General features: G+C 65.8%; 11 protein-coding genes. 6 read left to right on the top strand and 5 right to left on the bottom strand.

Annotation, left to right across the window (positions count from 1 at the left end; genetic code table 11):
- Window positions 1-59: 59 nt before the first annotated feature.
- Window positions 60-2,288, bottom strand: coding sequence for an NADP-dependent isocitrate dehydrogenase (locus tag U5809_RS06875; protein WP_322085967.1), 2,229 nt, complete (start codon window positions 2,286-2,288; stop codon window positions 60-62).
- 281 nt (window positions 2,289-2,569) lie between these two features.
- Entirely contained in the window at window positions 2,570-3,826 is a 1,257-nt protein-coding gene (icd, locus tag U5809_RS06870) for an NADP-dependent isocitrate dehydrogenase (protein ID WP_059233397.1), read from the bottom strand.
- 277 nt (window positions 3,827-4,103) lie between these two features.
- Here icd and U5809_RS06865 point away from each other — a divergent pair, with 277 nt between their 5' ends.
- The 5 genes from U5809_RS06865 to U5809_RS06845 all read left to right on the top strand — a co-directional run bounded on the left by U5809_RS06865 (window position 4,104) and on the right by U5809_RS06845 (window position 9,351).
- Window positions 4,104-4,682, top strand: coding sequence for a pseudouridine synthase (locus U5809_RS06865; RefSeq protein WP_043190023.1), 579 nt, complete (start codon window positions 4,104-4,106; stop codon window positions 4,680-4,682).
- A 281-nt stretch (window positions 4,683-4,963) separates the two neighbouring features.
- Window positions 4,964-5,179: a hypothetical protein gene (locus U5809_RS06860; protein WP_011352970.1), complete on the top strand. Its 216-nt coding sequence runs from the start codon at window positions 4,964-4,966 to the stop codon at window positions 5,177-5,179.
- 160 nt (window positions 5,180-5,339) lie between these two features.
- Window positions 5,340-5,840, top strand: coding sequence for a DUF192 domain-containing protein (locus U5809_RS06855; RefSeq protein WP_176050698.1), 501 nt, complete (start codon window positions 5,340-5,342; stop codon window positions 5,838-5,840).
- Window positions 5,841-6,059: 219 nt separating this feature from the next.
- On the top strand, window positions 6,060-8,171 hold the full coding sequence (fusA, locus tag U5809_RS06850) for an elongation factor G (RefSeq protein WP_322085966.1): 2,112 nt from the start codon (window positions 6,060-6,062) through the stop codon (window positions 8,169-8,171).
- Window positions 8,172-8,334: 163 nt separating this feature from the next.
- Window positions 8,335-9,351 (top strand): HoxN/HupN/NixA family nickel/cobalt transporter, encoded by a 1,017-nt coding sequence (locus U5809_RS06845; protein WP_176050700.1) that lies wholly within the window; start codon window positions 8,335-8,337, stop codon window positions 9,349-9,351.
- Window positions 9,352-10,438: 1,087 nt separating this feature from the next.
- Here the strand turns inward: U5809_RS06845 and U5809_RS06840 are convergent.
- From U5809_RS06840 to U5809_RS06830, 3 genes are all read right to left on the bottom strand, one after another.
- A complete protein-coding gene (locus U5809_RS06840; protein ID WP_322085965.1) occupies window positions 10,439-10,873 on the bottom strand; it encodes a hypothetical protein in 435 nt (144 codons plus the stop codon).
- Between the two features lie 99 nt (window positions 10,874-10,972).
- Entirely contained in the window at window positions 10,973-11,266 is a 294-nt protein-coding gene (locus tag U5809_RS06835) for a hypothetical protein (protein WP_322085964.1), read from the bottom strand.
- 60 nt (window positions 11,267-11,326) lie between these two features.
- On the bottom strand, window positions 11,327-12,172 hold the full coding sequence (locus U5809_RS06830; RefSeq protein WP_322085963.1) for an aldo/keto reductase: 846 nt from the start codon (window positions 12,170-12,172) through the stop codon (window positions 11,327-11,329).
- Between the two features lie 166 nt (window positions 12,173-12,338).
- Between U5809_RS06830 and U5809_RS06825 the strand changes: the two genes are divergently transcribed.
- A complete protein-coding gene (locus U5809_RS06825; protein ID WP_282505821.1) occupies window positions 12,339-13,085 on the top strand; it encodes a GntR family transcriptional regulator in 747 nt (248 codons plus the stop codon).
- The last annotated feature ends 16 nt before the right edge of the window (window positions 13,086-13,101 follow it).

The raw sequence follows: 13,101 nt of genomic DNA, 5'->3' as shown, positions 1-13,101 counted from the left end.
GAACGGCTAACCGTGCCGTTTCGACACACGCATTGGCTCGCGCGATGGCGCAGCCCGCGTCAGGCGACTGCGTCGACGATGCCGTTCAGCGTCGCGCTCGGGCGCATCGCCTGGCTCGTCAGCTCGACGTTCGGACGGTAGTAGCCGCCGATCGCCTGCGCCTTGCCCTGCGCGGCCCCCAGTTCTTCCAGGATGCGCGCTTCGCTGTCGGACAGCGCCTTCGCCACACCTTCGAACTGCGCCTTCAGCGCGGCGTCCTCGGTCTGCTCGGCCAGCGCCTGCGCCCAGTACAGGCACAGGTAGAAGTGGCTGCCGCGGTTGTCGAGGCCACCGACCTTGCGCGCCGGCGACTTGTTCTCGTCCAGGAACTTGCCGGTCGCCTGGTCGAGCGTCTTCGCGAGCACGACCGCCTTCGGGTTCTGGTACGCGTTGCCGAGGTGTTCGAGCGAAGCCGCCAGTGCGAGGAACTCGCCGAGCGAATCCCAGCGCAGGAAGCCTTCCTCGACGAACTGCTGCACGTGCTTCGGCGCCGAGCCGCCCGCGCCCGTTTCGAACATCCCGCCGCCGGCCATCAGCGGCACGATCGACAGCATCTTCGCGCTGGTGCCGAGTTCCATGATCGGGAACAGGTCGGTCAGGTAGTCGCGCAGCACGTTGCCGGTGACCGAGATCGTGTCCTTGCCCGCGCGGATGCGCTCGAGCGAGAAACGCGTCGCTTCGACCGGCGTCATCACGCGGATATCGAGACCGTTCGTGTCGTGATCCTTCAGGTAGCGTTCGACCTTCGCGATGATCTGCGCATCGTGTGCACGCGCCGGATCGAGCCAGAACACGGCCGGTGCGCCGGTCGCGCGCGCGCGGTTCACCGCGAGCTTGACCCAGTCCTGCACCGGTGCGTCCTTCGTCTGGCACATGCGCCAGATGTCGCCCGCTTCCACTGCATGCTCGAGCAGCACGTTGCCGGCTTCGTCGGTGACGCGCACGACGCCGTCCGCCGGGATCTGGAACGTCTTGTCGTGCGAACCGTATTCTTCAGCCGCCTGCGCCATCAGGCCGACGTTCGGCACGCTGCCCATCGTGACCGGATCGAATGCGCCGTGTTGCTTGCAGTCCTCGATCACGGCCTGGTAGACGCCTGCGTAGCAACGGTCCGGAATCACGGCCTTCGCGTCGTACAGTGCGCCGTCCGGGCCCCACATGCCGCCCGAATCGCGGATCATCGCCGGCATCGACGCGTCGACGATCACGTCGCTCGGCACGTGCAGGTTCGTGATGCCCTTGTCCGAGTTGACCATCGCGAGACGCGGGCGCACCGCGTATTCGGCCTTGATGTCGGCTTCGATCGCTTCGCGCGTGTCGGCCGGCAGGTCCTTCAGGCGCGCGTACAGGTCGCCGATCCCGTTGTTCGGGTTGAAGCCGGCCTGCGCCAGCACGTCCGCGTGCTTCGCGAGCGCGTCGCGGTAGAACACCGACACGAAGTGGCCGAACAGGATCGGGTCCGAGACCTTCATCATGGTCGCCTTCAGGTGCACCGAGAACAGCACGTCCTGCGCCTTCGCGTCGGCGATCTGCGCTTCGATGAAGCTGCGCAGCGCATTGCGGCTCATCACCGAGGAATCGATGACTTCACCGGCCTTCACGGCCGTCTTTTCCTTCAGCACCTTCTTCGCGCCGTCGGCCGTCGTGAGTTCGATCTTCACGCTGCCGGCATCGGCGATCAGCGCCGACTTCTCGCTGCCGTAGAAATCGCCTTCGCTCATGTGCGCGACGTGTGCCTTCGACGTGGCCTTCCACGCGCCCATCTTGTGCGGATGCTTGCGTGCGTAGTTCTTGACCGACAGCGGCGCGCGGCGGTCGGAGTTGCCTTCGCGCAGCACCGGGTTCACCGCGCTGCCCTTGATCTTGTCGTAGCGTGCCTTGACCGCCTTCTCTTCGTCCGTCGACGGATCTTCCGGGTAGGCCGGCAGCTTGAAGCCCTGCGCCTGCAGTTCGGCGATCGCGGCCTTCAGCTGCGGCACCGATGCGCTGATGTTCGGCAGCTTGATGATGTTCGCTTCCGGCTTCAGCGTGAGCTGGCCCAGCTCCGCCAGATCGTCGGAACCCTTCTGCTCCGGCGGCAGGACGTCTGCAAATGCCGCGATGATGCGCCCGGCGAGCGAGATGTCGCGCGTTTCGACGGCGACGCCGGACGAGCGCGTGAAGGCCTTGACGATCGGCAGCAGCGAATAGGTCGCGAGCGCGGGCGCTTCGTCGGTGAGGGTGTAGATGATCTTGGGCGAAGTGGACATGGTCGATGCGTTGCTACGTGAAAATTTTGGACTGAGGAGCGCCGGCGGTAACCGGCGGGGAGCGACCGGGTCGGTCGCGAAAGGGGCACGCCGGCTCAGCCGGGCGGTGGTGTTGCGAGGGCCGTCATGTTCTACCTTGCAGGGCCTCCGGGCCGCATCGCGGCGCCGCGGCCCGCATGCCGGACCGCCCTGCCAACAAACCTGCCATCCACGAAACGCTCCGGCGCCGGCAGTCAGCGCCGGGGCGGCCGGCAACCTGCCGGCCCACCCCGGAAGGGGTCTTACATGTTCTCGATCAGCACTTCGCCGAAGCCGGAGCACGACACCTGCGTCGCGCCTTCCATCAGGCGCGCGAAGTCGTACGTGACGCGCTTCTGCAGGATCGACTTCTCCATCGAGGCGATGATCGTGTCGGCCGCTTCCGTCCAGCCGAGGTGGCGCAGCATCATTTCCGCCGACAGGATCTCGGAACCGGGGTTCACGTAATCCTTGCCTGCGTACTTCGGTGCCGTGCCGTGCGTCGCCTCGAACATCGCGACCGAATCCGACAGGTTCGCGCCCGGCGCGATCCCGATGCCGCCGACCTGCGCGGCCAGTGCGTCGGAGATGTAGTCGCCGTTCAGGTTCAGCGTCGCGATCACGTCGTATTCGGCCGGGCGCAGCAGGATCTGCTGCAGGAATGCGTCGGCGATCGAATCCTTGATCACGATCTCGTTGCCCGTCTTCGGGTTCTTCACGCGCATCCACGGGCCGCCGTCGATCAGCTCGCCGCCGAATTCCTTCTGCGCGAGCGCGTAGCCGGCGTCACGGAACAGGCCTTCCGTGAACTTCATGATGTTGCCCTTGTGCACCAGCGTGACCGACTTGCGATCGTTGTCGATCGCGTACTGGATCGCCTTGCGCACGAGACGCTCGGTGCCTTCGGTCGACACGGGCTTGACGCCGATCCCCGAGGTTTCCGGGAAACGGATCTTCTTCACGCCCATCTCGTCCTGCAGGAACTTGATGACCTTCTTCGCCTGCTCGGAACCCGCGGCCCATTCGATGCCCGCGTAGATGTCTTCCGAGTTCTCGCGGAAGATCACCATGTCGATCTTCTGCGGCTCGCGCACCGGCGACGGCACGCCCTTGAAGTACTGGACCGGACGCAGGCACACGTACAGGTCGAGCTCCTGGCGCAGCGCGACGTTCAGCGAACGGATGCCGCCGCCGACCGGGGTCGTGAGCGGCCCCTTGATCGACACCACGTATTCCTTCAGCACCTGCAGCGTTTCTTCCGGGAGCCACACGTCCGGACCGTACACCTTCGTCGCCTTCTCGCCCGCGAAGATCTCCATCCAGTGGATCTTGCGCTTGCCCTTGTAGGCATGCGCGACCGCCGCGTCGACGACCTTGATCATGACCGGCGTGATATCGAAGCCCGTACCGTCGCCTTCGATATAGGGAATGATCGGCTGATCGGAAACGTTGAGCGAGAAGTCCTTGTTGACGGTGATCTTGTCACCGCCTTCCGGAACCTTGATGTGCTGATACGGCATGATCGACTCCAGTGACGTGGCTGAGCAGGTGATGCTGGTCGAAACTGCGCGCGCGGCGGGGGCGCGGCATGGCCACCCCGTGACGGCAACAGCGAGCCGCTATTCTAGCGCCCCAACCGGGCACTTCGGCATGAACCGCGGCACTGCGTATCAAGACCTCACTTATGTCTTATATAAGACAGAGGACTTGCCGTTCCGTATTATGCATTAAGATTCCGCCATTTGCCATAGACCGCCCGCCCCCGCCTCCCGCGGCAGGCCGGGCGGGCGCCCCGCCATGAACCTGATCGCCCTCAACAAGCCGTTCGGCACGATTTGCCAGTTTTCCGCGCACGAGACGCGCCCGTCGCTCGGCGACTGGGTAAAAACGCCCGGCGTCTATGCGGCCGGCCGGCTGGACGCGGACAGCGAAGGCTTGCTGCTGCTCACCGACGACGGCGCGCTGCAGGCGCGCATCGCGGAGCCGCGCCACAAGCTCGTGAAGCGCTACTGGGCGCAGGTCGAGGGCGCGCCCGGCCCGGCCGACCTGAAGGCGCTCGCGCGCGGCGTCGACCTGGGCGACTACGTGACGCGACCGTGCCGCGCCGAGTTCATCGAGCCGCCCGACACGCTGTGGCCGCGCAATCCGCCGATCCGCTACCGCGCCGCGATCCCGACCACGTGGATCGAACTCGCGATCACCGAAGGCAAGAATCGGCAGGTGCGCCGGATGACGGCCGCCGTCGGCTTCCCGACGTTGCGCCTGGTGCGCGTCGGCGTCGGTGCGCTGGATATATTTGCACTCGGCATTGCGCCGGGCGAAACAATCGCACTGCCGCCCCGCGCGCCATGGGACGGGTTCGCGCCCGCCGGATGACGAATTCGGGATACGCGAATTTTTCATCATCTTTTTCGTCAACCGGCTGCGAAGATCGCGCGTTAAACCACGCAGATGCCAACCTTAGCTATCCGGCATTGGCAGCCGAGCCCGTATTTGCGTCAAGAAAGCGACGTTTTTCTCGAATACGATTCGGCGCCCGCAGCGCAATGAGAAATTTCTCGAAGCGTCTGTCAACCGAAAGGTGGATGGCACCGTTAGACGACATGACTCCTATTGCCGGGTCATTTGGTTAATTAACTAAAGCTGAGGAACACAACATGAACAAACTGATCGCCGCTCTGGTCGCTGGCCTCTTCGCAACGGCTGCTTTCGCACAAGCTTCGGCTCCGGAAGCTGCTCCGGCAGCAGCAGAAGCTGCTTCGGCACCGGCTAAGCACGCTGCCAAGAAGCACCACGCTGCCAAGAAGCACCACAAGGCATCGAAGAAGGCTGCAGCAAGCGACGCAGCAGCACCGGCAGCTGCTTCGAACTAAGTAAGCAAGCTGTAATAACGCAGTCAAGAACACGCAGTCTTGCCGTTCTTACGGCGTTGAAAGGCAGATCACCGCAAGGCGATCTGCCTTTTTCTTTTTTGTGCCCGCCGGCGCGCATCGCGTACCATGCGGGTCTCGTTTTCCAGACAGGAGCCATGCTGTGCAATTCTCCCTGCGCTCGTCGCTCGGCCGCCTAGCGCGCGCCGCCGTCTTTCCCGCCGCGCTCGCCGTCCTCGCGTTCGGCATGCAGGCCGCCAGCGCGCAGATGCCGCCCGGCGCCAAGCAGCCGAGCGAGTTCCCGCGCGTGAAGCTGCGTGCCGGCATGTACGTGATCGACGCCGCCGTCGCCGCGAACGACGCCGACCGCGAACAGGGGCTGATGTACCGCTCGCAGCTTGCGCCGAACGAAGGCATGCTGTTCGTCTTCAACGAAAACGCCGTGCACTGCTTCTGGATGAAGAACACGCTGATCCCGCTGTCGATCGCGTTCATCCGCGCCGACGGCACGATCACCGACATCGACGAGATGCGGGCGGAGACGACCGACAACCACTGCCCGCGCAACAACGGCGTCTACGCGCTCGAAATGAGCAAGGGCTGGTTCGCGGCCAAGGGCATCAAGCCCGGCATGAAGCTCGACGGCCTGCCGAAGGCCCAGTAACGGCCCTTTCCGCGGCGTCGCGCCGCGCATCGACCGAAGCCGGCCGCCCGTTGCGCGCCGGCTTTTTTTTCGCCTGCCGGCGGCGCTGCCCGCCTTGATTCCGCCGGCGCTGGCCGCATCTGCAAAAGCCACGCGCAAGCGCTATGCTTTAAGTCTCGCTTGTTCCAGCCCGGGCCGGCCCAGCCGGCTCGCTTACGATCCGAACCTAAGGAGGTTCACGTGCCCCGCAAAACCCCCATCGAGCGCTATCGCAATATCGGGATCAGCGCTCACATCGATGCCGGCAAGACCACGACGACCGAGCGCATCCTGTTTTACACCGGCGTGAGCCACAAGATCGGTGAAGTGCACGACGGCGCGGCCACGATGGACTGGATGGAGCAGGAGCAGGAACGCGGCATCACGATCACGTCGGCGGCGACCACGGCCTTCTGGAAAGGCATGGCCGGCAACTATCCGGAACACCGCATCAACATCATCGACACGCCCGGGCACGTCGACTTCACGATCGAAGTCGAGCGCTCGATGCGCGTGCTCGACGGCGCGTGCATGGTCTACGACTCGGTCGGCGGCGTGCAGCCGCAGTCCGAAACCGTGTGGCGCCAGGCGAACAAGTACAAGGTGCCGCGCATCGCGTTCGTCAACAAGATGGACCGCATCGGCGCCGACTTCTTCCGCGTGCAGAAGCAGATCGGCGAGCGCCTGAAGGGCGTCGCCGTGCCGATCCAGATTCCGATCGGCGCGGAAGATCATTTCCAGGGCGTCGTCGATCTCGTGAAGATGAAGGCGATCGTGTGGGACGACGAAAGCCAGGGCGTGAAATTCACGTACGAGGAGATCCCCGCGAACCTCGTCGAGCTCGCGCGCGAATGGCGCGAGAAGATGGTCGAGGCTGCGGCCGAAGCGAGCGAGGAACTGCTCGAGAAGTACCTGCACGACCATGAATCGCTGACCGAGGACGAGATCAAGGCCGCGTTGCGCCAACGTACGGTCGCGAACGAGATCGTGCCGATGCTGTGCGGCAGCGCGTTCAAGAACAAGGGCGTGCAGGCGATGCTCGACGCGGTGATCGACTACCTGCCGTCGCCCGTCGACGTGCCCGCGATTCTCGGCCACGACTTCCACGACCCGGAAAAGCCGGCGGAACGTCATCCGAGCGACGACGAGCCGTTCTCGTCGCTCGCGTTCAAGATCATGACCGACCCGTTCGTCGGCCAGCTGATCTTCTTCCGCGTGTATTCGGGTGTCGTCGAATCGGGCGACACGGTGCTCAACGCGACGAAGGACAAGAAGGAACGGCTCGGCCGGATCCTGCAGATGCACGCGAACGAGCGCAAGGAAATCAAGGAAGTGCGCGCGGGCGACATCGCGGCGGCCGTCGGCCTGAAGGAAGCGACCACCGGCGACACGCTGTGCGATCCGGCGAAGCCGATCATCCTCGAGAAGATGGAATTCCCGGAGCCGGTGATCTCGCAGGCCGTCGAGCCGAAGACGAAGGCCGACCAGGAAAAGATGGGCCTCGCGCTGAACCGCCTCGCGCAGGAAGACCCGTCGTTCCGCGTGCAGACCGACGAAGAGTCCGGCCAGACGATCATTTCGGGGATGGGCGAGCTTCACCTCGAAATCCTGGTCGACCGGATGAAGCGCGAATTCGGCGTCGAAGCGACGGTCGGCAAGCCGCAGGTCGCGTATCGCGAGACGGTGCGCACGACGGCGGCCGACGTCGATGGCAAGTTCGTCAAGCAGTCGGGCGGCCGCGGCCAGTACGGCCATGCGGTGATCACGCTGGAGCCGAACCCGGGCAAGGGCTACGAGTTCCTCGACGAGATCAAGGGCGGCGTGATTCCGCGCGAATTCATCCCGGCCGTCGACAAGGGCATCACCGAAACGCTGAAGAGCGGCGTGCTCGCGGGCTACCCGGTCGTCGACGTGAAGGTGCACCTGACGTTCGGCTCGTACCACGACGTCGACTCGAACGAAAACGCGTTCCGGATGGCCGGCTCGATGGCCTTCAAGGAAGCGATGCGCCGTGCGAAGCCCGTGCTGCTCGAACCGATGATGGCCGTCGAGGTCGAGACGCCCGAGGAATTCATGGGCAACGTGATGGGCGACCTGTCGAGCCGTCGCGGCATCGTGCAGGGGATGGAAGACATCGCCGGCGGTGGCGGCAAGCTCGTGCGCGCCGAAGTGCCGCTCGCGGAGATGTTCGGCTATTCGACGTCGCTGCGTTCGGCGACGCAGGGCCGCGCGACCTACACCATGGAGTTCAAGCAGTACGCGGAAACGCCGGCCAACGTGTCGGAAGGCGTGATCAGCGCGAAGACGAAGTAAGCGCCGGGCGTTCACGCCCCGTCGCCTGCACGCAAGCCCGTCCGGTTCCGGACGGGCTTTTTTTCATCCGGCGCGCGCTGCGTTCGCGGTTTTTTGATCGGCACGCCAGGCATTTTTTTCGCATGCCACAATGGATCGCGATTCGTCAGATGGAACCCGCCCGATGCCACCCACCCCTGCCCTGCGCCGCCTGCTGATGCTCTACGCCGGCCTGATCGCCGCGAACGTCGCCGTGTGGCTGTGGGCGCTCGCGGTGCTGCGCGACCATCCGCTGCTGCTCGGCACCGCGGCGATCGCGTACGGGCTCGGGCTGCGTCACGCGGTCGACGCCGATCACATCGCCGCGATCGACGTCGCGACGCGCAAGCTGATGCAGGACGGCCAGCGTCCGGTGAGCGTCGGCCTGTTCTTCTCGCTCGGCCATTCGACGATCGTGATCGCGGCGACGCTCGGCATCGCGCTGACGGCGTTCGCACTGCGCGACCGGTTCGATGCGTTCCGCGAGATCGGCGGCACCATCGGCACGGCGGTATCGGCCACTTTCCTGCTCGTGCTCGCGTGCGTGAACCTGATGATCCTGCGCGACGTGTGGCGGCGTTATCGCCGCGCCCCCGGGCACGCACACGCGCATGACGACGCGCACGTGCATCGCCCGGCCGGGCTCGTTTCACGACTGCTGCGCCCGCTGTTCCGGTTCGTATCGAAGAGCTGGCACATGTATCCGGTCGGCGTGCTGTTCGGGCTAGGTTTCGATACTGCAACCGAAATCGGCCTGCTCGCGATCGCCGCCGCGCAAGCGAGCCAGGGATTGCCGGTCTATACGGTCATGCTGTTTCCCGCGCTGTTCACCGCCGGCATGACGCTGATCGACTCGACCGACAATGTGCTGATGATTCATGCATACGGCTGGGCGATGGACGACCCGCAGCGCAAGCTGCTCTACAACGCGAGCATCACGTTCGTGTCGGCGGCCGTTGCACTGGCGATCGGCGGGATCGAGGCGGCCGGCCTGCTGGCCGACAAGCTGTCGCTGACAGGCCCCGTGCGCGACGCGCTCGATGCGCTCGGCGAACGCTTCGGCTCGATCGGCTACGGCATCGTCGCACTGTTCCTCGTCTGCTGGATCGCGTCGATCCTGTTCCACCGCTGGCAACGCGCGGCCGATGCGCCGGCGCGCTGAGCCACGCGCGAACACTCAGACGTTTCATTCCGGAAACAATATTCCCCCCAAGACGTTGCATGCGCCCGTCGCGCACCCGCGCGCGCGTTGCGCGACGGGCACAAGCGGCCGATGGCACGAATCTCGCAGATAGGGATTCGCACGGCGGGCCCGCGTGCCGATCCGCGTTCGCGGCTGGCGTCATGCGCCGGCCCGAAGGCAATCGGCCGCCGACAGGACAACGAATCTTTACTGGCCCCCTGCATCACACGTAGATAGCCGCGCGGCAACGAGGCATCGCGCGCATGGGGAGGCCATGATGCATAAGACGAAACAACCGTCCCGCCCTGCGGGACGGCGCCCTCGTGCAACCTTGCTGGCCGCAGCCGCGTTTGCGTGCTGCTGCTCGTATGCCGTCGCACAAACCACCACGCCTGACTCCGGGCCCGACGCGAACACCAGCGCGGACACCATCATGATGGTGGTCGCAGACGCTTCGTCATGCGCAGCCAATCCGGCTGCGTGCGCGGTGCACGTCTATGCCGGTCGGGGTATCGGCGGGAACGGTGCCGGCCCGAGCGGCAGTGGCGGCGGTAGTCCCGGACCGGGTAACGGTAGTGGTAGCGGCAACGGTAGCGGTGGAAATAACGGCAACGGTGCCGTCGGACCTGCCGGTACCGGTGGCACGACAGGTGGAACATCCAGCGGGACGAGCGGAACGGGCCGCGGAGGCAATTCGTCCGGCAACGGTGGTAACGGTGGTTCAAGTGGTGGTACTTCGGGTGGTGGTACTTCGGGTGGCGGCACTTCGGGTGGCGGTACTTCGGGTGGCGGCACTTCAGGTGGCGGCACTTCAGGTGGCGGTACTTCGGGCGGCGGCACTTCAGGTGGCGGTACTTCGGGTGGCGGTACTTCGGGTGGCGGTACTTCGGGCGGCGGCACTTCAGGTGGCGGTACTTCGGGTGGCGGCACTTCGGGCGGCGGCACTTCGGGTGGTGGTACTTCAGGTGGTGGTACTTCAGGTGGCGGCACTTCAGGTGGCGGCACTTCAGGTGGCGGCACTTCAGGTGGCGGCACTTCAGGTGGCGGCACCTCAGGTGGCGGCACCTCAGGTGGTGGCACTTCGGGTAGCGGAGGCCATGGCGGACACGGAGGTGGCGGCGACGGTGACGGCGGTGGCCACGGCCACGGCGGCGGCCATGGCGATGGTGACGGCGGTGGTCACGGCAACGGCGGTGGCCATGGCAGCGGCGGTCACGGCAATGGTGACGGCGGCGGTCACGGCAATGGTGGTGGCCATGGCGATGGTGACGGCGGTGGTCACGGCAACGGCGGCGGCCATGGCAATGGTGACGGCGGTGGTCACGGCAACGGCGGTGGCCATGGCGATGGTGACGGCGGTGGTCACGGCAACGGCGGCGGCCATGGCAATGGTGACGGCGGTGGTCACGGCAACGGCGGTGGCCATGGCGATGGTGGCGGCCATGGCAACGGTGACGGCGGTGGTCACGGCAACGGCGGCGGCCATGGCAACGGTGGTCACGGCAATGGCGGTGGCAACGGCAATGGCAACGGCAGTGGTGGCGCTGGCAATGGTGGTGCCAATGGCGTTGGCAACGGCCGTGGTAATGGCAACGGCGGCTCAGGCAACGGTGGTGGCAACGGCAATGGCGCCGGCGGCAACGGCGGCCATGGTAACGGCAACGGCAATGGCGCCGGCGGCAACGGCGGCCATGGTAACGGCAACGGCGGCTCGGGCAACGCTGGCGGTAATGGCAATGGTGCCGGCGGCAACGGTGGCCAAGGCAACGGCAACGGTGGCCACGGCAACGGCGGCGGCAACGGCAATGGCAACGGCAGTGGTGGCGACGGCAATGGCGGCGCCAACGGTGTCGGCAATGGCCACGGTACCGGCAACGGCAATGGCGGCGGTCACGGCAACGGCGGATCGTCCGGCGGCAACCACTGACCGGAAGCGTTGCCCGGCCGGTTGCCGTCAGAGCATCTCGAGCGCGCGCTTGCTGCGTGGCGGACGGAAATACGCGTCAAGCTGCGCGCGCTCGTCATCGCTCAATTCGAAATCGAGCGCGGCGCGATTGTCGCGCACGTGCTCGATCCTCGATGCCTTCGGGATCGCGAATACGCCCGGCTGCGCGAGCACCCATGCCAGCGCGACGCGCATCACCGACACGCCGCGCAGCCGTGCGATCTCGTCGAGCGGCGAACGCTTCGGCAACCGCCCGTGATCGACGGGGCTGTACGCCATTGCCGGCATCCGGTGATCGGCGAGCCATGGCAGCAGGTCGAACTCCGGTCCGCGCCGCGCGATGTTGTAGAGGATCTGGTTGGTCGCGCAGGCACCGCCGCCCGCCTCGTCGACGAGCTCTTCCATATCGGCCGTATCGAAGTTGCTCACACCCCAGCGACGGATCTTGCCCGCGCGCCGCAGCGCCTCGAAACCTTCGACCGTCTCCTCGAGCGGCACCGAGCCGCGCCAGTGCAGCAGGTACAGGTCGAGGCGATCGGTGCGCAAGCGCTTGAGGCTCGCGTCGCACGCGGCGACGACGCCGCGCCGGCTCGCATGATGCGGATAGACCTTGCTGACGAGGAACACGTCGTCGCGCAGGCCCGCGAGTGCTTCGCCGACCAGTTCCTCGGTCGCGCCGTCGCCGTACATCTCGGCCGTATCGACCAGCGTCATCCCGAGTTCGATGCCTTCGCGCAGCGCGGCGATCTCGTCCGCCCGGCGGGCCGGCCGCTCGCCCATTTCCCAGGTGCCCTGTCCGAGCTTCGGAATCGTCTCGCCGTCCGGCAGGACGACCGTGGCGATCGTGTCTGTCATGCGTTCCTCGTTGCGGATTCGTGGCCGCGCGCCGCGGCCGATGCATGGAATACGACGCGTCAGTGTAGTCAATCGGCGCGCCGACGGCCTATTGCACGGCAAAAACCGGCTATAACGGCGCCGCATGATGACTTAGAATGGCCGCAACCTGATCGATACCCATTCCATGAAGTCACCCACGGACGACCGGTGGCAGGACCTGCGCCCCGACCCCGACAACGACACGCCGCTGTACCTGCAGCTCACCCGCAAGCTCGGCGACGCGATCCACGACAACCGCTGGACGGCCGGCGAGGCGCTGCCTTCGGAGCGCGTGCTGTCCGAAGCGCTCGGCGTATCGCGTATCACCGCGCGCAAGGCGATCGCGCTGCTCGTCGAGCAGGGCTTGATCCGCCGCACGCAGGGCGCGGGCAATTTCATCCAGCCGCGCTACGAGGATCCGCTGTCACGCCTGTCGAGCTTCAGCGAAATGCTCGAGCGCCGCGGCTTCAAGCCGAGTTCGCAATGGCTCGCGCGCGAAATTCAGCCGGCGAACCGCGACGAAGTGATCCAGCTCGGGCTATCTCCGGCCGCATCCGTTACACGCCTGAAACGCCTGCGTCTCGCCGACGGCATCGTGATGGCTGTCGAGAATTCGACGTTCCCCGCGACGCTGATTCCCGATCCGCAAGCAATCGGCGGGTCGCTGTACAGCTATCTCGAAGCGCGCGGCACGCCGATCGTGCGCGCGCTGCAGCATTTCCGCGCGGTCAACGCGACCGACGAGATCGCCGAACAGATGGGCATCGCGCCGCATGACGCGCTGCTGCTGATCACGCGGATCGGCTATACGTCGGACCAGCGCGCGATCGAGCTGACCGATACCTACTGCCGCAACGACTACTACGACTTCGTCGTCGAGCTGCGCAAGTAACGCCGGCCGCGCGGCC

It is taken from the genome of Burkholderia sp. BCC1999 (assembly GCF_905339975.1).
Lineage (GTDB): Bacteria > Pseudomonadota > Gammaproteobacteria > Burkholderiales > Burkholderiaceae > Burkholderia.
The sequence above is the reverse complement of the archived record's forward strand: the minus strand, read 5'-3'. Positions and strand labels throughout refer to the sequence as shown.

What these genes read in the sequence shown, in the direction of transcription:
- U5809_RS06875 (WP_322085967.1), bottom strand. Translation starts at nt 2,288, where the DNA reads ATGTCCACTTCGCCCAAGATCATCTACACCCTCACCGACGAAGCGCCC.
- icd (WP_059233397.1), bottom strand. Translation starts at nt 3,826, where the DNA reads ATGCCGTATCAGCACATCAAGGTTCCGGAAGGCGGTGACAAGATCACC.
- U5809_RS06865 (WP_043190023.1), top strand. Translation starts at nt 4,104, where the DNA reads ATGAACCTGATCGCCCTCAACAAGCCGTTCGGCACGATTTGCCAGTTT.
- U5809_RS06860 (WP_011352970.1), top strand. Translation starts at nt 4,964, where the DNA reads ATGAACAAACTGATCGCCGCTCTGGTCGCTGGCCTCTTCGCAACGGCT.
- U5809_RS06845 (WP_176050700.1), top strand. Translation starts at nt 8,335, where the DNA reads ATGCCACCCACCCCTGCCCTGCGCCGCCTGCTGATGCTCTACGCCGGC.
- U5809_RS06830 (WP_322085963.1), bottom strand. Translation starts at nt 12,172, where the DNA reads ATGACAGACACGATCGCCACGGTCGTCCTGCCGGACGGCGAGACGATT.
- U5809_RS06825 (WP_282505821.1), top strand. Translation starts at nt 12,339, where the DNA reads ATGAAGTCACCCACGGACGACCGGTGGCAGGACCTGCGCCCCGACCCC.